At 72.1% G+C, this 17,339-nt stretch carries 18 protein-coding genes; 6 read left to right on the forward strand and 12 right to left on the reverse strand.

Annotation, left to right across the window (positions count from 1 at the left end; genetic code table 11):
• Both EDD29_RS36390 and EDD29_RS36395 read right to left on the reverse strand, forming a co-directional pair.
• Window positions 1–645 (reverse strand): SDR family oxidoreductase, encoded by a 645-nt coding sequence (locus EDD29_RS36390; protein ID WP_123668751.1) that lies wholly within the window; start codon window positions 643–645, stop codon window positions 1–3.
• A 16-nt stretch (window positions 646–661) separates the two neighbouring features.
• Entirely contained in the window at window positions 662–1,264 is a 603-nt protein-coding gene (locus EDD29_RS36395) for a TetR/AcrR family transcriptional regulator (protein ID WP_123668752.1), read from the reverse strand.
• Between the two features lie 110 nt (window positions 1,265–1,374).
• Here EDD29_RS36395 and EDD29_RS36400 point away from each other — a divergent pair, with 110 nt between their 5' ends.
• Entirely contained in the window at window positions 1,375–2,202 is an 828-nt protein-coding gene (locus tag EDD29_RS36400; RefSeq protein ID WP_246053187.1) for an oxygenase MpaB family protein, read from the forward strand.
• Between the two features lie 111 nt (window positions 2,203–2,313).
• Here the strand turns inward: EDD29_RS36400 and EDD29_RS36405 are convergent, their stop codons facing one another.
• Window positions 2,314–2,619 carry a hypothetical protein gene (locus EDD29_RS36405; RefSeq protein WP_123668753.1) on the reverse strand — a complete coding sequence of 102 codons (306 nt, stop codon included), beginning with the start codon at window positions 2,617–2,619 and terminating at the stop codon, window positions 2,314–2,316.
• A 145-nt stretch (window positions 2,620–2,764) separates the two neighbouring features.
• Between EDD29_RS36405 and EDD29_RS36410 the strand changes: the two genes are divergently transcribed.
• Window positions 2,765–4,000, forward strand: a complete 1,236-nt coding sequence (locus EDD29_RS36410) for a polysaccharide deacetylase family protein (RefSeq protein WP_211360120.1) — start codon at window positions 2,765–2,767, stop codon at window positions 3,998–4,000.
• Window positions 4,001–4,032: 32 nt separating this feature from the next.
• Window positions 4,033–4,704, forward strand: a complete 672-nt coding sequence (locus EDD29_RS36415; protein ID WP_246053188.1) for a GNAT family N-acetyltransferase — start codon at window positions 4,033–4,035, stop codon at window positions 4,702–4,704.
• Window positions 4,705–4,726: 22 nt separating this feature from the next.
• On the opposite strand, the gene EDD29_RS36420 is transcribed toward EDD29_RS36415, so the two are convergent.
• A complete protein-coding gene (locus tag EDD29_RS36420) occupies window positions 4,727–5,350 on the reverse strand; it encodes a pyridoxamine 5'-phosphate oxidase family protein (RefSeq protein WP_123668755.1) in 624 nt (207 codons plus the stop codon).
• 79 nt (window positions 5,351–5,429) lie between these two features.
• Here EDD29_RS36420 and EDD29_RS45945 point away from each other — a divergent pair, with 79 nt between their 5' ends.
• Window positions 5,430–7,082: a serine/threonine-protein kinase gene (locus EDD29_RS45945; protein WP_170201718.1), complete on the forward strand. Its 1,653-nt coding sequence runs from the start codon at window positions 5,430–5,432 to the stop codon at window positions 7,080–7,082.
• A 143-nt stretch (window positions 7,083–7,225) separates the two neighbouring features.
• Window positions 7,226–8,920, forward strand: coding sequence for a serine/threonine-protein kinase (locus EDD29_RS46580; protein ID WP_211360121.1), 1,695 nt, complete (start codon window positions 7,226–7,228; stop codon window positions 8,918–8,920).
• Between the two features lie 200 nt (window positions 8,921–9,120).
• On the opposite strand, the gene glnII is transcribed toward EDD29_RS46580, so the two are convergent.
• On the reverse strand, window positions 9,121–10,149 hold the full coding sequence (gene glnII / locus EDD29_RS36435; protein ID WP_123668756.1) for a glutamine synthetase GlnII: 1,029 nt from the start codon (window positions 10,147–10,149) through the stop codon (window positions 9,121–9,123).
• 219 nt (window positions 10,150–10,368) lie between these two features.
• Window positions 10,369–10,926: a flavin reductase family protein gene (locus EDD29_RS36440; protein WP_123668757.1), complete on the reverse strand. Its 558-nt coding sequence runs from the start codon at window positions 10,924–10,926 to the stop codon at window positions 10,369–10,371.
• 106 nt (window positions 10,927–11,032) lie between these two features.
• On the opposite strand from EDD29_RS36440, the gene EDD29_RS36445 reads away from it, so the two are divergent.
• Entirely contained in the window at window positions 11,033–11,458 is a 426-nt protein-coding gene (locus EDD29_RS36445; protein ID WP_123668758.1) for a limonene-1,2-epoxide hydrolase family protein, read from the forward strand.
• Window positions 11,459–11,597: 139 nt separating this feature from the next.
• On the opposite strand, the gene EDD29_RS36450 is transcribed toward EDD29_RS36445, so the two are convergent.
• The 6 genes from EDD29_RS36450 to EDD29_RS36475 form a co-directional block, all read right to left on the reverse strand.
• On the reverse strand, window positions 11,598–12,869 hold the full coding sequence (locus EDD29_RS36450) for a citrate synthase (protein ID WP_123668759.1): 1,272 nt from the start codon (window positions 12,867–12,869) through the stop codon (window positions 11,598–11,600).
• 190 nt (window positions 12,870–13,059) lie between these two features.
• Window positions 13,060–13,560, reverse strand: coding sequence for a hypothetical protein (locus tag EDD29_RS36455; RefSeq protein ID WP_123668760.1), 501 nt, complete (start codon window positions 13,558–13,560; stop codon window positions 13,060–13,062).
• Window positions 13,561–13,863: 303 nt separating this feature from the next.
• Complete coding sequence (locus EDD29_RS36460; protein ID WP_123668761.1) at window positions 13,864–14,601, reverse strand: hypothetical protein; 738 nt, start codon at window positions 14,599–14,601, stop codon at window positions 13,864–13,866.
• A gap of 41 nt (window positions 14,602–14,642) precedes the next feature.
• Complete coding sequence (locus tag EDD29_RS36465; RefSeq protein WP_123668762.1) at window positions 14,643–15,320, reverse strand: cyclase family protein; 678 nt, start codon at window positions 15,318–15,320, stop codon at window positions 14,643–14,645.
• The gene (locus EDD29_RS36470; RefSeq protein ID WP_123668763.1) at window positions 15,317–16,072 is read right to left on the reverse strand and encodes a DUF4184 family protein; all 756 of its coding nucleotides are present in this window, start codon (window positions 16,070–16,072) and stop codon (window positions 15,317–15,319) included. Before EDD29_RS36470 ends, EDD29_RS36465 begins: the two co-directional genes overlap by 4 nt.
• Before the next feature lie 40 nt (window positions 16,073–16,112).
• Complete coding sequence (locus EDD29_RS36475; RefSeq protein ID WP_170201719.1) at window positions 16,113–17,321, reverse strand: serpin family protein; 1,209 nt, start codon at window positions 17,319–17,321, stop codon at window positions 16,113–16,115.
• Window positions 17,322–17,339: the final 18 nt, after the last annotated feature.

Here is a 17,339-nt window from a genome sequence, read left to right on the forward strand (position 1 = left end):
TCAGACGGCGGCCACGGCCTCGTCCACGGGGGTGTCGCCCTCGATGAGCTCGAGGGTCTGGCGGACGCCGGTGCCCTGGCCCAGGATCGCGGCGATGACGGCCGCCACGTCGGCGCGGGGGACGGCGCCGCGGCCGGTGTCGGGGGCGAGGAGCACGCGGCCCTTGGCGGGGTCGTCGGTGAGCAGGCCGGGGCGCAGGATCGTCCAGTCCAGGTCGCGGGAGCGCAGATCGGCCTCGGCGTTGGCCTTGGCCTCGATGTAGGCGGCCCACACCTCGTCCTTGGCCGGATCCGGCGTGGTGTCGGCGCCCATCGCCGAGATCTGGACGAACCGGTCCACCCCCGCGCGCTCGGCCGCCGCGGCGCACAGGATCGCCGCGTCCTGGTCCACGGTCCGCTTGCGCGGGGCGCCGCTGCCCGGACCCGCGCCCGCGGCGAAGACCAGGGCGTCGAAGCCGTCGATCGCCCCGGCCAGCTCCTGGACCGTCGTGCGCTCCAGGTCGAGCACCAGCCCGGACTGGCCCGCGGCCTCCAGGTCGGCGAGGTGGACGGGATTGCGGACGAGGCCGGCGGCAGAGCCGTCGGGCCATTGGCGGAGCAGGTGAAGGGCGATCTGACCGTGGCCGCCCGCGATGACGATGCGCATGCCGTGATCATGGCAGTCACAGATGGGGCGCGACGACCGCGAGCACGAGTGTCGCGACCCTTTCCTCCAGTTCCCCGGCCGTCAGCGGAAGGGTGCCCTCCAGCCAGCGGATCACCAGTTCGGCGGCGCCGCCGAGCGCGAAGAACATCGCGGTGTCGAACCCCGCGGCGTCGGCCGGGCTCAGTTCCCCGCGCGCCAGCTCGGCGAACATCGCGTAGGTCGCCCTGCGCCTGCGCTCCAGCGCGGGACTGCCCGCGGGCTCGGCCAGGCCCACCCTGGCGCGGCGCGGATCCGCGGTGAACGCGCCGACGAACGCCGCGACCGAGGCGCGCAGCCGCAGCCGCGGGTCGGGCTGCGCGGAGGCGGCCCGGTCCAGATGGCGCACCATGTCGTCCAGCGCGCGGTCGTAGACGGCCAGCAGGAGCGCCTCGACGTCGGCGAAGCTCTCGTAGAAGTACCTGTCGTTCAGCCCGGCCCGCGCGCACACGCCGCGCATGGTCACCGAGGCCCAGCCGCCGTCCCCCCACGACTCCAGCGCCGCGGTCAGCAGCCGCTCGCGCCGCTCTGCCGTGCGCTCGGCCGCCGAGCGGCCCCGGTACGAACGTGTCGGAGATCCCATCGCCCCCCATCTTGACGCCTCGGCCCCGGAAAACCATAGTCGGTGGCGGTCGCCACCAGATTATTCCGCGGAAACCGTCCGCCGACCACCGCCCTCGTGAGGAGTCACCCGTGCAGCCCCTCGGCCCCACCTCCCTGACCTGGCGCTTCTTCGGCGACAACCGGACCCTGCTCGTCGGGCCGCGGGCCGGCATCCTCCAGCTCATGCTGCCCGAGCTGGGCCAGGGCGTCCTCGACCACTCGGTCTTCTTCGCCGACACCTTCGGCCGCCTCATGCGCTCGGCCGGGCCCATCCTCAACACCGTCTACGGCGGCTCCGGGGCCCCCTCGACGGGCACGACCGTCCGCGACTACCACCGCGACATCAAGGGCGTCATGCCGGACGGCACCCGCTACCACGCGCTCGATCCCGACATCTACTTCTGGGCCCACGCGACCTTCTTCGACCACCTCATGTACGGCACCGAGACCTTCATCCGGCGGCTCACCGAGGCCGAGAAGAACGCCCTCTACGAAGAATCCAAGACCTGGTACGCGATGTACGGGGTGAGCGACCGGGCCGTGCCCGAGACCTGGGCGGACTTCCAGGAGTACTGGCACCGGATGCTCACCGAGCGCGTCACCGCCCACAAGTCGGCCCGCTACAGCGTCGGCTACGCCACCAAGGGGCTCCCCCGCCCGAAGCGGATCCCCGCCCCCGTCTGGCGCGTCCTCGGCGCCCCCGCCAACGCCGTCGCCCGCTTCCTCACCGTCGGCGGCCTGCCCCCGGAGACCCGGCGCATCCTCGACCTGCCCTGGTCCCCCGCCGACGAACGCCGCTACCGGACCTTCGCCAGAACCGTCCGCCGCTTCGACGGCCTCTGGAACGTCCTCCCCCTCCCCCTCCGCTACACCCCCCACGCCCGCCGCGCCTTCACCCGAGACGGCACCCCCCGCTGACCCCCCGCCGGTTCCGGGCCCGTCCGGCGCCCGGCGCGCCCTCCGTGTGCGGAGCCCTCCCGCGCCCGCGTGGTCCTGCGGGCCGGCCCCGGGCCGCGAGGCCCGGGGCCTTCACCGCCTGTGATCCTGGTGGAAGGCGAAGAAGTAGCCGATGATCGGGCCCGCGGTGAAGAAGGCCCACATGCGGACCTCCTTCACCTCAGGAGCCGGCCGCCGCCACTGTTCGGGTTCAAGGAACGCCGCGCCCAACGAGCCCGCGGCGATCGCCGCCGTCAAGATGAACCCGACGACCACGATCAGGATGAACGCCCGCTGGTTTCTCCCCTCCGGCCGCCGCCCCTTGCGCACGACGGGCTCCGCCGACGCTTCCGGGAAGGTCTCCCAGTCGATCAGCCCGTACTCGGGCTCCCCCGGCACGCGCCGCGATCGCGCGTCCTCCTCGCGCGCCACCCGTCAGGTTCGGGCAAACATTCGGGGACGATTCGCCAAGAGCGTGCAGTGCGGCTCAAGGGTTCGGGATCCTCGGCCCCCAGGACGAGGACGGGGACGGCGGGGGGACAGGGTGCGGCGCTGGACAAAGTGGACGGCCTGGGGGCTCGGGGGGGCGCTCCTGGCCGGGTGCGGGATCTCCGACCCGGCCGACACGCCCGGGAGGCCCGCGCGGGGCGCGACGCCGGTGGCGACGGGTGACGGGTCTTCGGTCGACGGAGGACCGCAACCTCAGGGGTGGACGCCGGAAAGGCTCAAGGCCGGGGAGGCGCCTCCGCAATTCGTCGTCCTGTCCTGGGACGGGGCGGGCGCGACCGACGGGACGTTCGCGCGGGTCCGGCAGGCGGCCCGACTGAACGGGGCGACCATGACCTTCTTCCTGTCCGGGCTGTATCTGCTGCCGGAACGGCGACGGCACCTCTACCGGCCGCCTCACCGGGCCGCCGGCGCCTCCGACCTCGGCGTCTTGACGGACCGGCAGATCCGCGACACCGTCCTCAACCTCGGCCTCGCCTGGCGGGAGGGCGACGAGATAGGCACCCAGTTCAACGGGCACTACTGCGGTAGGTCGGGAGTGCGCACCTGGACCGCCGCGGACTGGAAGCGCGAGATACGGCAGGCCGTCGGGTTCGTCGGCTCCTGGAAGACCCACACCGGCTTCACCGACCTGCCGCCCCTGCCGTTCGACTACGGGACCGAACTCGTCGGCGGACGCACCCCCTGCCTCGGCGGCGGCCGGACCCTGCGCAAGGCGGCCCGGCAGCTCGGCTGGAAGTACGACGCCAGCGGCACGGGCCGTCAGGTGTGGCCGCGGCGGAACCGGGGCCTGTGGCGGCTGCCCGTGCAGACCCTGCCGTTCCCCGGCCGTGCCGCGGAGGTCCGCGGCACCGACCACGACATCCTCCGCGCCCAGATCCCGCACGGCTTCTACGGCAGCGCCCACCGTCGGCCGCACTGGCGCAAGGAGGCGCGCGCGGTGCTCCAGGCCGGATTCGAGCGCGCCTACCGGGGCAACCGCGCGCCGCTCGTGCTCGGCAACCACTTCGCGCACTGGAACGGCGGCATCCACCTCGAAGCCGTCCACGAGCTCCTCACCCGCAACGCGCGGCGGCCCGATGTCCGGTTCGTCTCCTTCAAGCAGCTCGTCGCGTGGCTGGAGCTCCAGGATCCCGCGGTCCTCGCCGCGCTGCGCGCCCTGCCCGTCGGCAAGGCGCCCGCCAAGGGGTGGGCCGACTACCTCTCCCCAGCCGCGCGGCCGGGCCCCGCGCACCCGGACCTCCCGAGGACGGAGCCGCGGAAAACCGGGTGACAGACGGTGCCGTACGGACCACGATGGGTCTCATGAAGCACTGGCCGATCTTCGGACTCCGGGTGCGCACCCCGCGCCTGGAGCTCCGCCTGCCCCGCGACAGCGAGCTCGACGCGCTGGCCGAGGTCGCGGCCGCGGGCGTCCACCCGCCGGACCTCATGCCGTTCGCGTTCCCGTGGACCGACGCCCCGCCCGAGAAGGTCGCCCGGAACGTCCTCCAGTACTCCTGGCGCTGCCTGGCGGGCTGGACCGCGCAGGACTGGAAGCTGCCGCTCACCGTGTTCGCCGACGGCTCTCCGATCGGGATCCAGGAGCTCTACGCCCAGGATTTCACCGTCGCCCGCCACGCCGAGACCGGCTCCTGGCTCGGCCTGGCCCACCAGGGCCGCGGTCACGGCACCGAGATGCGCGCGGCGATCCTCGAGCTCGCCTTCACCGGCCTGGGCGCCCGCACCGTGGGCAGCGCCGCGCACACCGACAACCCGGCCTCGCACGCCGTCTCACGCCGCGTCGGCTACCGCGAGAACGGCCGCAGGTTCTCCGCCGTCCAGGGCCGCCCCGTGGAGGACACCCTCTACCTCGTGGACCGCGAGTCCTGGAGCGCGCACCGCGGGGTCGAGACCGAGATCACCGGCCTGGCACCCTGCCTACCGCTGTTCGGCCTCGCCGAGGAGCCTGAGCCACGCGGGGCCCGGCCGCGGTAGGGCCTCGGCCGCCGCCAGGGCCTCAGCCCTTGTAGAGGCCGCGCTCGTAGTTCTCCGGCGCGTAGTAGGCCTCCAGCTCCGCCACGGTCTCCTCGGTCTTCTGGGTCTCCTTGACGAGCCGGGCGTGCGAGGGCAGCACGCCCGGATCCCAGGTCTCGGGCTTCCAGAGCCCGGAGCGGAGGAAGGCCTTGGCGCAGTGGAAGAAGATCTGCTCGACCGCCACCTCGACGGCCAGGATCGGCCGGTGGCCCTTCACGACGAGCTCGTCGAAGTAGGGGGCGTCGCGCAGCAGCCTCGCCCGCCCGTTGACGCGCAGGGTCTCGTTGCGCCCCGGGATGAGGAACAGCAGCCCGACGTGCGGGTTGGCGAGGATGTTGAGGTAGCCGTCGGCGCGTCGGTTGCCCGGGCGCTCGGCGATCGCGAGGGTGTGCCGGTCCACGACGTGCACGAAGGAACCCGTGGGGTCGCCCTTCGGCGAGGCGTCGAGGTTGCCCTCGGCGTCGCCCGTCGCCATCACCAGGAACGGGGAGGCGTCGATCCACTCCAGGTCCCGATCGTGCAGGGCGACGCGTTCCTTGCTGATCGCGCGGGGCATCGGCGTGCCGAGGAGCTCCCGCAATTGCTCCGCAGAGGTGATCTCGCTCATCAGACCATACAAACAGATCGGAAAGAGGCGGTCACTCCATTAAAGTAGCCGCACTCGGACCGCGTGACGGGAGTGAACCATGGTGGACGCCCTGCGAGCGGGAGACCCCGCGGCCATCGGGCCCTACACCCTGGTCGGGGTCCTCGGCGAGGGCGGCCAGGGCACGGTCTACCTCGGCAGCCGTGACGGCGTCGACGTGGCCGTCAAGCTGATGCACGCCAGGTTCGCGGCCGACGCCGAGGCCCGCGCCAGGTTCGTCCGCGAACTCGAGGTGGCCAAGAAGGTCGCCCGGTTCTGCACCGCGCAGGTGCTCGACGCCGACGTCGACGGCGACCGGCCCTACATCGTCAGCGAGTACGTCCAGGGCGTCTCCCTCCAGGAGATCGTGGAGCGGGAGGGGCCGCGCGGCGGCGCGGGGCTGGAACGCCTGGCCGTCAACACCCTGACGGCCCTCACCGCGATCCACGGGGCCGGGATCATCCACCGCGACTTCAAGCCGCACAACGTCCTGCTCGGCGACGACGGGCCGCGGGTGATCGACTTCGGGATCGCGCGCGCCCTGAACGTCACCTCGCACAGCCACAACATCGGTTCACCCGCCTACATGTCGCCCGAGCAGCTCTCGGGCCACCAGCTGACCGCGGCGTCCGACCTGTTCTCCTGGGCGTCGTCGATCGTGTTCGCGGCCACCGGCGAGCCGCCCTTCGGCGTCGACGAGATCGGCGCCGTCATGTACCGGATCATGAACGACGAACCGGAGGTCGGCGCGCTGCCCCAGCCGCTGCGCGGGGTCGTCGCGGCCTGCCTGGCGAAGGACCCCGAGCTGCGGCCGAGCGCGGCCGAGGCGCAGGCGGCGCTGGTCGGCGGGACCGTTCCCGACGTGCCCGAGGAGCCCATCGACCTGCCCCCGCCCCCGCGCGGGGCCCGTCACGCGGCCCACGCCGCCGCGCCGACCTCCGTCGACGCCGACGACCGCGCGCCGTACCCGTTCGAGATCGGCCCCGCGGCCGGCGAGAGCGACGCGCTGGCCGGGCGCGGCCCGACGATCGTCATCGCGGTCGCGATCGCGCTGATGCTCGCCATCGGCGTCACCGGGTGGGCGCTCACCCGCGACGACACGAAGGGGACGGACCCCTCCGTCACGATCTCGCCGGAGACCGTGCCGAACACCCGCCTTCCGGGCGGCCCGCAGGTGCCCCCGCCCGATCAGGGGAGCGGCGCGGGGGGCTCGGACCAGCCCAAAGCCACCCCGACCGCCACCACGGACAAGCCGGGACCCACCCAGACCGTCACCGTCTCCCCCGCCGCGACCACCACCGTGACGGTCACCGCGACCCCCACCCAGGCCGCGACGCCCACCCCGAAGCCCACGCCGACCCCCACCGAGACCGTCAACCCGTACGGCGCGGCCCAGATCTGCGACGCGGGCGGCCGCGGCCTCGGCTTCCAGGTGGTCCGCTCCCGTCCCTTCACCGGCGGCCGCGTGGTGCACCTCTTCAACGCCGCGACCCGCACCCACTGCGTCGTCACCCTGAAGTCCGCCGATCTGGGCAGGCCCACCGACGTCTGGGCCCGCCTCACCCGAAAGTCCGACCGCTCGGCCACCACCGACCAGGGCCCCGACCCGTACTACGCGGGCCCCGTCTACCTCCGCGCCCCCCGCGACTGCGTCCGCATCGCAGGCGGCACCCCCACCAGCACCACCTCCGCGGGCTGGGGCCCCTGCCCCTGACCCGGCGCGACCGGGATCACACCGTACGGAGAGTTCCCCCTCTCTTGGGGCGATTGCGGCCGAATGTCCCGAACAAGATCGTAGGTGGGGTGCTTTCGGAGTAGGGTCGGACGGTTGGCCGGGGTGAGGACGGGAGCAAGGGGATGGCTGAGGCGCGGGCGCTGCGGACGGGGGATCCGGCGGTCGTCGGCCCCTACGTGCTGACGGGCCTGCTCGGTGAGGGCGGCCAGGGGTCGGTGTACCTCGCCGAGCGCGATGGCGAGCGGGTGGCGCTGAAGCTGCTGCACACCAGGTTCGCCGAGGACGGCGACGCCCGGCGCAGGTTCGTCCGGGAGCTCGACGCGGCCAAGCGGGTCGCGCGGTTCTGCACCGCCCAGGTCCTCGACGCCGACCTCGACGGCGACCAGCCCTACATCGTCAGCGAGTACGTCCCCGGCGTGTCCCTCCAGGAGCTGGTGACGGCCGAGGGTCCCCGCACGGGCGGCGCGCTGGAACGCCTCGCCATGAGCACGCTCACGGCGCTGGCGGCGATCCACCAGGCCGGGCTGGTCCACCGTGACTTCAAGCCGCAGAACGTCCTCATGGGACCGGACGGCCCGCGCGTCATCGACTTCGGCATCGCCCGCGCGCTCGACGCGACCACCCAGAGCCAGGCCATCGGCACCCCCGCCTACATGTCCCCCGAGCAGCTCAACGGGCTCCCGCTCACCGGCGCGACCGACCTGTTCTCGTGGGGCGTGAGCATGGTGTTCGCCGCGACGGGCGTCTCCCCGTTCGCGGCCCCGGAGATCGGCGCGATCCTCCACCAGATCATCGCCACCCAGCCCGACCTCTCGGCGCTGCCCGAGCCGCTGCGCGGCGTCGTCGCGGGATGCCTGGCGAAGGACGCCGCGGCCCGGCCGTCCGCCGCCCAGGCGCAGGCCGTGCTGCTCGGCTCGGGCCCCCTGCCCGTCCCGCCGCAGGCGCAGGCCGGGCAGCCGAACGGCCCCCTGACGCCGCGGCCTCCGGCCTACCCGGCCCCGCAGGTCCCTCCGCCGGGCCCGGTGCCGACCTATCCGTCGGCCGCGCAGCCGCCGCGGCAGCCCTACCCGTTCGAGGTGGGACCGTCCGACGGCAAGAGCGACGCGCTGTCCGGCCGCAGGTCGGCCCTGGTCGTCGCGGGCGCGGTCGCGCTGATCCTCACCGTCGGGGTGGGCGGCTGGGCCCTCACTCGGGACACCGACTCCGGGAAGGGGACGCTGTCCTCGGGAGACCGGACCGAGGTGACCGTGGCCCCGTCGGGTGGCGGGGGCGGCGCGCTGATGGGCCAGGGCGACCCTGCGGAGACCGAGAAGCCCGCCAAGGACGACAAGACCACCAAGCCCAACAAAGAGGGCAAGGACAAGGGCGGCGCCAAGCCGACCAAGGGCTCGGACGACTCGGGCACGGGATCCGGCGCCCAGGAGTCCTCCACTCCGACCCCCGCCGCGACCTCCTCCGCACCCGCCGCGCCCGCCGCCAACCCCTACACCGCCGCCCAGGTGTGCGACTCGGCAGGGCAGGGCTCCGGCTACGCCGTCCAGCGCTCGGCGGCCTTCAACGGCGGCACCGTCTACCAGCTCTACAGCCAGGCCACCGAGAAGAACTGCGCCGTCACCCTCAAGACCGCCTCCGTGGGCGCCAAGTCCGCGGTCTGGGTGACCCTCACCCGCCAGTCCGACGGCAAGGCCGTCACCGACAAGGGCTCCTACGGCTACTACGCGGGCCCCGTCTTCCTCTCCGCCCCCGGCACCTGCGTCAAGATCGCCGGCGGCGCGCCCGGCGGCAAGACCGGCACCGCCTGGGCCAACTGCGGCTGACCCGCCCCGCCTCGACGGGCCCAAGACCCGAACCGTGACGGCCCCCTTCCCCCTCCGGGACGGGGGCCGTCGCGCGCAGCGGGGAAGGCAGAGCGACGATGAGTCCTCCCGGGCGTCACCGGGGAACGGGAAAGCCCCCGTCCCTAGTGGGGACGGGGGCTTGCCGCGGAGTCACGCGGGCGTTGACGCCCGGGGCGTGATCAGACCTGGCCGGCCTTCTCGAGGGCGGTGCAGCAGGTGTCGGTGATCATGCGGGTCACCAGGTACGGGTCCATGTTGGCGTTCGGGCGGCGGTCCTCCAGGTAGCCCTTGCGCTCGATCTCGACCTGCCAGGGCAGGCGGATGGAGGCGGCGCGGTTGGACACGCCGTAGGAGAACTCGCTCCACGGGGCGGTCTCGTGGGCGCCGGTGAGGCGGTCCTCGATGCCGGCGCCGTAGGCCTTGACGTGCTCCAGGAACTTCTCGCCCAGCGCCTCGCACGCGGTGATGATGGGGTCGTAGCCCTCACGCATCGCCTTGGTGGAGAAGTTGGTGTGCGCGCCGGCGCCGTTCCAGTCGCCCTTCATGGGCTTGGAGTCGATGGAGAACACCACGCCGTGCTTCTCGGCGATGAGGGCCATCAGGTAGCGGGCGATCCAGATGTGGTCGGAGACCTCGAGGGGGCCCGCCGGGCCGATCTGGAACTCCCACTGGCCGGGCATGACCTCGGCGTTGATGCCGGAGATCTGCAGGCCGGCGGCGAGGCAGGCGTCGAGGTGCTCTTCGACGATCGGGCGGCCGAAGGCCTTCTCGGCGCCGATTCCGCAGTAGTACGGGCCCTGCGGGCCGGGGAAGCCACCCTCGGGGAAGCCGAGCGGGCGGCCGTCCTTGAACAGGGTGTACTCCTGCTCGATGCCGAACCAGGACTCCTGCGCGGCGAACTTCTCGTCGATCGGCGAGAGCAGCGCGCGGGTGTTGGTGGAGTGCGGGGTGCCGTCGACGTTCAGGACCTCGCACAGGACCAGAACGCTGGTGCCGCCGCGGACCGGGTCCGGGCACACGAAGACGGGCTTGAGCTGGCAGTCCGAGGAGGTGCCCTCGGCCTGGTTGGTGCTGGAACCGTCGAAGCCCCAGATCGGCAGGTTCTCCAGCTTCGCCTTCTCGGCACTGTCAAGGATGCGAGTCTTCGACCGCAGCTGGGCGGTGGGCTCGGTGCCGTCGATCCAGATGTACTCAGCCTTGACGCTCATGAATGTCCTTGCCTGGTGTGCGAGGGTTGGTGACTCCGGGGTTTTGCCTACGAGGGAGTTTGCTGAGCCGCGATTTCGCGTCGATTGCCCTTGTGTAAACCCGAAGTTAACTCGGCACCGTTCCAGCACGCCTGAGCAGGGCGGTTACGCTTTGGTATAGACCAGCGACGATTCCAGGCCCTCCGCGCGGGCCTGGAATCGCCCTGCTCGCAGGGGGTTTCAGCGGTAGTCGGGGACGAACCCGCCGAAGGAACCACGAACATACAGCAGCGGTGTGCTTCCCGTCACGTCCGCGGACAGAACATAGCCGACTTCCAAGGTGTGGTCCCCCAGATCCAGCCGATCGTAGGTCCGGCAGACGAGATGGACGGCCGCCCCGTCGAGGAGCGGAACCCCGTGCGGGCCGGCCCGCCAGGCCGTCCCGGCGAACCGGTCGACGCCCGGGGCGGCGAACCGCGCGGCGATGTCGCGCTGGCCCTCGGCGAGGACGTTGACCCCGAAGTAGGGCAGCCGGCTCAGCGCGGGGAAGGTCCCGGAGGAGTGCGCGGCGTAGTAGGAGACCAATGGCGGCGCCTGGCTCACCGCCGCGAAGGACGTCGCGGCCAGGCCGATCGGCCCGCTCTCGGGATGCCCCGTGATCACGACGACCCCGGCCGCGTGGGCGCCCAGCGCCTCCCGGTAGAGGTCGGCGCCGATGCCTCGGCGCGCGTTCGGCTCGGTCACGGCCGAGGGGGTCCCGGGGTCGGCCTTGGGGCGCCGGGTCAGGCTTGCGCTCATGCGCCCACTGAAGCAGCCACCGCGCAGTAAGTCAACATTTCCTACCCGGTTTATATAGATCTAGGATCCAAGTCACACCGTGCCGGAGAATCCTGGAGGGCGATCCATGTCGGACGAGAACACGAAGGTCGTCGAGAACTTCCTCGCCGCCCTTGAGGCCTTCGACCTGGCCGCGGCCGAGCGGCTGCTCGCCCCCGGCGTCCTGTACCAGAACGTCCCGCTGCCGCCCGCGCGCGGCAGGGCGGCGACCATGCGCCAGCTCAAGCTGATGACCCGCTACCTCACCGGCTTCGAGGCGGTCACCCACGACATCGCGGCCAACGGCGACACCGTGCTGACCAGCCGGACGGACGCCCTCGTGCGCGGCGGGTTCCGCGCCGAGTTCTGGGTGGCGGGCACCTTCCGTGTCCGGGAGGGCCGGATCGTGCTGTGGCGCGACTACTTCGACTGGACGACCTTCGCCCTCGCCGGGCTGAAGGGGCTCGCGGGTCTCGTCCTGCCCGGCGGAAGCACCCGCTCCGCCCGGGTCTGACCCGGCCTGTCCGAATCCGGCCGACCGGATCTTCCCGGCCGGACATTGGCCGAGGCCCGCCCCCTGCTGGGGAGACGGGCCTCGGGGGCGCATGCGGCCTTGCGTGCCGCGCCGCGCTCAGGCGGCGCGGCGGGGACGGCTAGGCCGGGTAGTGACGCTCGGGGGAGCCGACGTAGATCTGCCGGGGGCGGCCGATCTTGGTCGCCGGGTCGTTGATCATCTCGCGCCACTGGGCGATCCATCCGGGGAGGCGGCCCAGCGCGAACAGCACGGTGAACGCGTTCACCGGGAAGCCCATCGCCTTGTAGATGATGCCGGTGTAGAAGTCGACGTTCGGGTACAGCTTGCGCTGCACGAAGTAGTCGTCGGTGAGGGCGACCTCTTCGAGCTGCATGGCCAGGTCCAGCATCGGGTCGTTGACGCCCATGGTGTCCAGGACCTTGCGGGTGGCCTTCTTGACGACCGCGGCGCGCGGGTCGTAGTTGCGGTAGACGCGGTGCCCGAAGCCCATGAGCTTCACACCGTCTTCCTTGTTCTTGACCTTGTTCACGAAGGCCTTGACGTCGCCGCCGTCCGCGTGGATCTTCTCCAGCATCTCCAGGACGGCCTGGTTGGCGCCGCCGTGCAGCGGGCCCCACAGGGCGTTCACGCCGGCCGAGACCGAGGCGTAGAGGTTGGCGTGGGAGGAGCCGACGAGCCGCACGGTCGAGGTGGAGCAGTTCTGCTCGTGGTCGGCGTGCAGGATGAACAGCATGTCGAGGACCTTGGCGACCTCGGGGTCGACCTCGAACTTCTCGGTCGGCAGGCCGAAGGTCATCCGGAGGAAGTTCTCGACGTAGCCGAGGGTGTTGTCCGGGTAAAGGAGCGGCTGGCCCACGGAGGTCTTGTAGGCGTAGGCCGCGATCGTCGGAAGCTTGGCCAGCAGCCGGATCGAGGCGAGGTCGACCTGCTCGGGGTCGAACGGGTCGAGGCTGTCGGGGTAGTACGTCGACAGCGCGCCGATCGCCGAGGAGACGACCGCCATCGGGTGCGCGGAGCTGGGGAAGCCGTTGAAGAACGAGCGGAAGCGCTCGTGCAGCAGCGTGTGGTTGGTGATCTTGTCCTGGAACTCGGTGAGCTGCTCGGGGGTCGGCAGTTCGCCGTTGATGAGCAGGTAGGAGACCTCCAGGAAGGAGGACTTCTCCGCGAGTTCCTCGATCGGGTAGCCCCGGTAGCGCAGGATGCCCGCGTCGCCGTCGATGTAGGTGATCTCGGACGTGCAGGACGCCGTGTTGACGAAGCCGGTGTCCAGGGTCACGTAGCCGGTCTCGCTCAGGAGCTTGCCGATCTTGAGCCCGCCCGGGCCCTCGGTCGACTCGGTCACCTCAAGAGGCAGCCGCCCGTCTTTGTGGTCAAGCCCGAAGTCGGACATTGTTCTCCCGCTCTCCCGTTATCCGTTCGGTGTCCGTCTGGTCGGACCCGTACTGCCAGGGACTCCCAGTCTGCCGCGTGACCGTGGATGGCCGGTCCGGACGGGATTCCCTGCGGAAGCGTAAACCTCTTACCGTACGGAACCACAAGGCGGCCTGGGTGACCTACTTCACAAGCCCGTAACGTGCGGCTCAGACCCTGGGTTCCGCGCTCTGCAGCTTCGGCTGGGCCGCGAGGAAGGACAGCAGGAGCTCGCGGGTGAGGGCGAGGCCCATCTCGCGCTGCTGGGGAGTGACGGTCTCCAGCGCCGGGTTGTACTGAATGTTGCGCCGGAGCAGCAGCTTCAGGTCGTCGTCGGCGATCGCGGCGGAGCAGGCCGCGCAGACCCGCCACGGGGTCGAGTAGTGGTAGGTCCGGTCGCCGACGCGCAGGGTGACCGGCCGGTCCGCGGCGATGGTCCACACGTTGACGAAGCCCTCGGGGCTCGCCGACTCGATGCCGCAGCAGTCGCAGCCGTTGTACAGCGGCGTGCTGAGGTCGGCCAGCGCGGGCAGGGGGTCGTGGTCGTAGGCGACGTCGGGGCGTGCCGGGTGCTCGAACCGGATTCCGGCCAGCTCTCCGTCTGCCCAGTCCTCACTGAAATCGAGCGGGGTGTCGCACTCGAGACAGACCATCTGGATCGCGGTTTCCAACGAAAGCACCTCCTGGACCACTGACGTGCGAGCCCTAATCAAGCCCGCACTATGTCCAACCCCGGACCATCACATGAGCATTCCATGACCAGGGTAAAGGATGAACGCCTCCCGATCTTTGCCCGGTTGACCAGGCACGTCCCGACGACCTGCCAGGAGTGCCGGATCTTTTACCGAAGGCCGTCGCGGGAAGCGAAAAATGCACGGAAGATCCGCCCCCCGTTCGTCCGGGCGCCGCTTCCGTGCTTCTCGCGGTTCTCGCGGCTCTCGCGGTTCTCGCGGTTCTCGCGGTTTTCCCGGGCGCTAGGGCAGCAGGGCCAGCCGATGCGCGGCGAACAGGAGGTTCGCGTGGAACGGACCGGTCAGCTCCACGCGCGGCACGGACTCCAGTTCGGCGAAGGCCGGGCGCAGGATCAGCGACGCGGTCGGCAGGGGCAGTGCGGTCACCACGACCTCGCCCTCCTCCAGCACCCTGCGGACCTCGGCGCGCATCCCCATCATGTCGGTGACCGCGACGAGCTGGACGGGCAGACCGGCCGACAGGGAGATCGACAGGGCGTGGTGGCCGCTCCCGTCGGGGTAGCGGTACTCGACCAGGTACTGGGTCCGGTCGAGGGTGCCGTCCTCGATCGAGCAGGCGTCGACCGCCTTGGCCAGGCCGAGATCGGCCGTCCAGGCGGGCGGGGTGGGCAGGAGCGGGCCGGTGAGGTCCGCGACGGCCTTGGCGGCGGCCGGCCTGTGCTCCTCGGGGCCGACCGCGGCCATGACCGCGAGGAAGACGTACGCGCCGGGGGTGCCCGCGCGGCGCAGCACCTTGATCAGATCGCTGCACGCCTTGCCGAGCGCCTCGGCGTCGGGGGCCGCCTGGCTCAGTTCGCCGAGCTGGGCCGAGAGCCACAGCTCGGCCTCCAAGGCGCCGCCGCGGGTGAGGAGCTCGGCGCTCGCCCGTACATAGAGGTCATAAACCGGCAGCAGCCCGGGCAGCGCCAGCTTCGGCGGTCCGGGCACGACCCGGAAGAGGTTGTTACCGTCGGTGCTCACGCGCCCAAGGCTACTGCGCGGTAATCGGCGCTGCTCCGGGGCTACCCGACGACCGCGTAGGCCCGGACGGTGAAGGTGCCGACCCCGACGAGCGCGGGAGGCGCCGCGTGGAAGCGGAACCCCGAATCGGGCAGGCCCGAGAGTCCCGTCATGTGCTCCACGATCGGGACGCCCGCGCCCAGCAGGGCGGTGTGCACGGGGCGTTCGCCGCCCTTCATGGTGTCGACGTTCTGCGAGTCGATGCCGAGGAGCGCCGCGCCGCCCTCGACGAGCAGGGCCGCCGCCTCGGCCGCCAGCCAGGGGTGCCCGCCGGACAGGTAGACGTCGGTGCCCCAGTGCCGGTCGAACCCGGTGTGCACCAGGACGGCCTTCCCCCGGACGTCGAGGCCGGCGAACCGGTCCGCGCCGATCTCCGTGACGTCCTCGGCCCTGACGACGACGCCGTCGAGGTCGGCGAAGGCCGTCAGGGGCATGCCCGCCAGGTCGGCGCCGTCTTCGTACCGGTGCAGGGGGGCGTCCAGGTAGGTGCCGGTGTTGCCGAGCAGGGACACGCGGGCGAAGTGGAACTCGGTGCCCGGCGCGTACTTCGGCCTGGACTGGGCGTGCGTCATGTGCGGCGCGATCTCGGGTCCGGGCAGTCCCGGCACCGTCACCATGCCGGAAACGACGGGGTGGCTGAGGTCCACGAGCCGCCGGGCTCCGGGCGAATCTTTCGTCATGACGCCGATTGTGCCGGTCTCCCGGTGGTGGCGCGGAAACCGACCGCCAGCCAGTACAGCGCGGCGAAGGCGGTCAGGCACGCGCCGACCGCCGCGATCGCGCCGGTGATCGCGTGGCTGACGTCGTGGTAGAGCGTGTCGGGCAGCCGCTCGACCCCGAGCACGGCCCCCACCGCGCCCGCCGCCGCCGACGCGACGAGGACCGCGGCGACCGTCGCGCGAGACAGACCGGGTTCGGGCACGCGCGGCGCCCGGCGCAGCCAGAGCAGGACGAAGACCGCGACGGCGAGACCGCCGAACACGCCCGAGCCGTACTGCCCCCACCGGTACCAGGGGAGCGGCCCGGCGAACTCCCTGAGCACCGGCCACAGCTCCACGAACGGTCCGGTCCAGTGCGTGAACCCGTCCCAGATCAGATGGGTCGCCTGGCCGATCAGCAGCGACGGCACGGTCAGCCAGGCGCGCCGCCAGGTCAGCGCCGCGGCCGGGACGGCGAGCCGCTCGCGGACCGCGCGCGGGGCGAGCCGCAGCAGGGGCCGCTTGAGGAGCAGGTGGAACCCGGCCAACAGGAGGAGGCCGAGGCCCAGGTTCCAGGTGAAGACGGCGCTGAGCACATGGGTCTCCTCCCGGGAAGAGATCGGCACGAACAGCGGCACATCAGGCACCATCGCCCCTACGGCCAGCGCGGACGGCACAAAGGGCCGTCCGCGCAGCGGCAGGATCGCGGCGACGTGGCTCACGGTGAAGGGCATCGGCACTCGCGGGGTCGGGGAATGATCATCCCCATCGTCCTCAGTGCCGGGTCGGGTCCGCCACCCGGGCGAGGAAGAGCGGCTGACCCGTGACCTCGTCCCGCAGGAGCAGGAGGTACGGGCGGTCGAAGACCACTTCGAGCAGCTGGTCCGGCGGGGCGGCGCCGGTCGCCTCCACCCCGACGGCCGTCGCCGCGGCGGCCTCGGTGCCCTCCTCGTCGACGCGGAGGGTCGCGGCGTGCAGGACGAAGGCGAGCTTCCCGGCGTCCCGGGAGATGCCGGTGAAGTCCGCGGTGTCGGAGAAGGGGAGGGACATCCCGGTCTTCTCCAGGAGGTCCTTGAGCTGGCGCTTGGTCGTCAGATCGGTCTTCGGCAGGGCCAGGGAGACCACTTCGTCCTTCAGGGCCAGACCCCGCAGGGCCTCCGCCGACGGGATCGCGCAGCCCGTGTCGTCGGCGTCGGCGTCGGGCAGGAGGGCGACCATGGAGACGGTCCCCCGGGAGTACGGAAGCCGGACCGCGGTCCATCCGTTCTCGTTCGCGTACCCGTAGCGGTTCGACCGGTTGAGGAACTCGGCGTCCACCCGGCCCCCTGACGCGGTGGTGAAGGGGCGCGGCGCGGTGTCCTCGGGCTCGAAGGGGCTCGCCCAGTCGGCCTCGAAGTGGACCGCGTCGGTGAGCACCCAGGGGACGCCGCCGAGGGAGCCCTCGGGCAGGAGGTCCTCGATCAGGCCGTCGGTGTCCTCGGCGATCGCGTCGTTGATCGTCGCGCGGGCGTCCTCCGGCTCGGCGAGCAGCGGAACCAGGCGGAGCGGCGCCCGGTAGGCGGTCTGAAGGCGGTCCAGGTAGGGCCGCTCGGTGGCCGGGCCGGGGTCCGCCCAGATCTGGTCGCTGACCTTGAGGCCGGGCGTCGCGCGCAGCGCCGCGGTGCGGGCCCGCAGATCGGGCAGCGGGTCGGCGGGCCAGCCGAGCGCCTCGGACATCTCCGCGGCGGTCGCGCCCTTCGCGCCGAGCGCGGCCATGCCGAGCCCCGAGGCGACGCTCGCCGGGGAGAGCACGATGTTCGCGGAGGGGTCCGCGGCGCACCAGGCGTCCAGCAGGGCGAGGCCGAAGGCCAGGTCGCCCGCGGCCGCGGCCGCCGGGTCCCCCGCCGCGACCTCCAGGTCGGCGCCGCGCCGCTCCTCCGCGCTCGCGCTCCCGCACCCCGCGGCCAGGCCCGCGATTCCCGCCAGCGCCACGAGCCCCGCCATCAACCGATAGGTCCTCAT

The organism is Actinocorallia herbida (assembly GCF_003751225.1).
Lineage (GTDB): Bacteria > Actinomycetota > Actinomycetes > Streptosporangiales > Streptosporangiaceae > Actinocorallia > Actinocorallia herbida.

Coding starts and splice junctions, on each gene's coding strand:
- EDD29_RS36390 (WP_123668751.1), bottom strand. CDS start 645: ATGCGCATCGTCATCGCGGGCGGCCACGGTCAGATCGCCCTTCACCTG.
- EDD29_RS36395 (WP_123668752.1), bottom strand. CDS start 1,264: ATGGGATCTCCGACACGTTCGTACCGGGGCCGCTCGGCGGCCGAGCGC.
- EDD29_RS36415 (WP_246053188.1), top strand. CDS start 4,033: ATGAAGCACTGGCCGATCTTCGGACTCCGGGTGCGCACCCCGCGCCTG.
- EDD29_RS36420 (WP_123668755.1), bottom strand. CDS start 5,350: ATGAGCGAGATCACCTCTGCGGAGCAATTGCGGGAGCTCCTCGGCACG.
- EDD29_RS45945 (WP_170201718.1), top strand. CDS start 5,430: ATGGTGGACGCCCTGCGAGCGGGAGACCCCGCGGCCATCGGGCCCTAC.
- EDD29_RS46580 (WP_211360121.1), top strand. CDS start 7,226: ATGGCTGAGGCGCGGGCGCTGCGGACGGGGGATCCGGCGGTCGTCGGC.
- glnII (WP_123668756.1), bottom strand. CDS start 10,149: ATGAGCGTCAAGGCTGAGTACATCTGGATCGACGGCACCGAGCCCACC.
- EDD29_RS36440 (WP_123668757.1), bottom strand. CDS start 10,926: ATGAGCGCAAGCCTGACCCGGCGCCCCAAGGCCGACCCCGGGACCCCC.
- EDD29_RS36445 (WP_123668758.1), top strand. CDS start 11,033: ATGTCGGACGAGAACACGAAGGTCGTCGAGAACTTCCTCGCCGCCCTT.
- EDD29_RS36450 (WP_123668759.1), bottom strand. CDS start 12,869: ATGTCCGACTTCGGGCTTGACCACAAAGACGGGCGGCTGCCTCTTGAG.
- EDD29_RS36465 (WP_123668762.1), bottom strand. CDS start 15,320: ATGACGAAAGATTCGCCCGGAGCCCGGCGGCTCGTGGACCTCAGCCAC.
- EDD29_RS36470 (WP_123668763.1), bottom strand. CDS start 16,072: ATGCCCTTCACCGTGAGCCACGTCGCCGCGATCCTGCCGCTGCGCGGA.
- EDD29_RS36475 (WP_170201719.1), bottom strand. CDS start 17,321: ATGGCGGGGCTCGTGGCGCTGGCGGGAATCGCGGGCCTGGCCGCGGGG.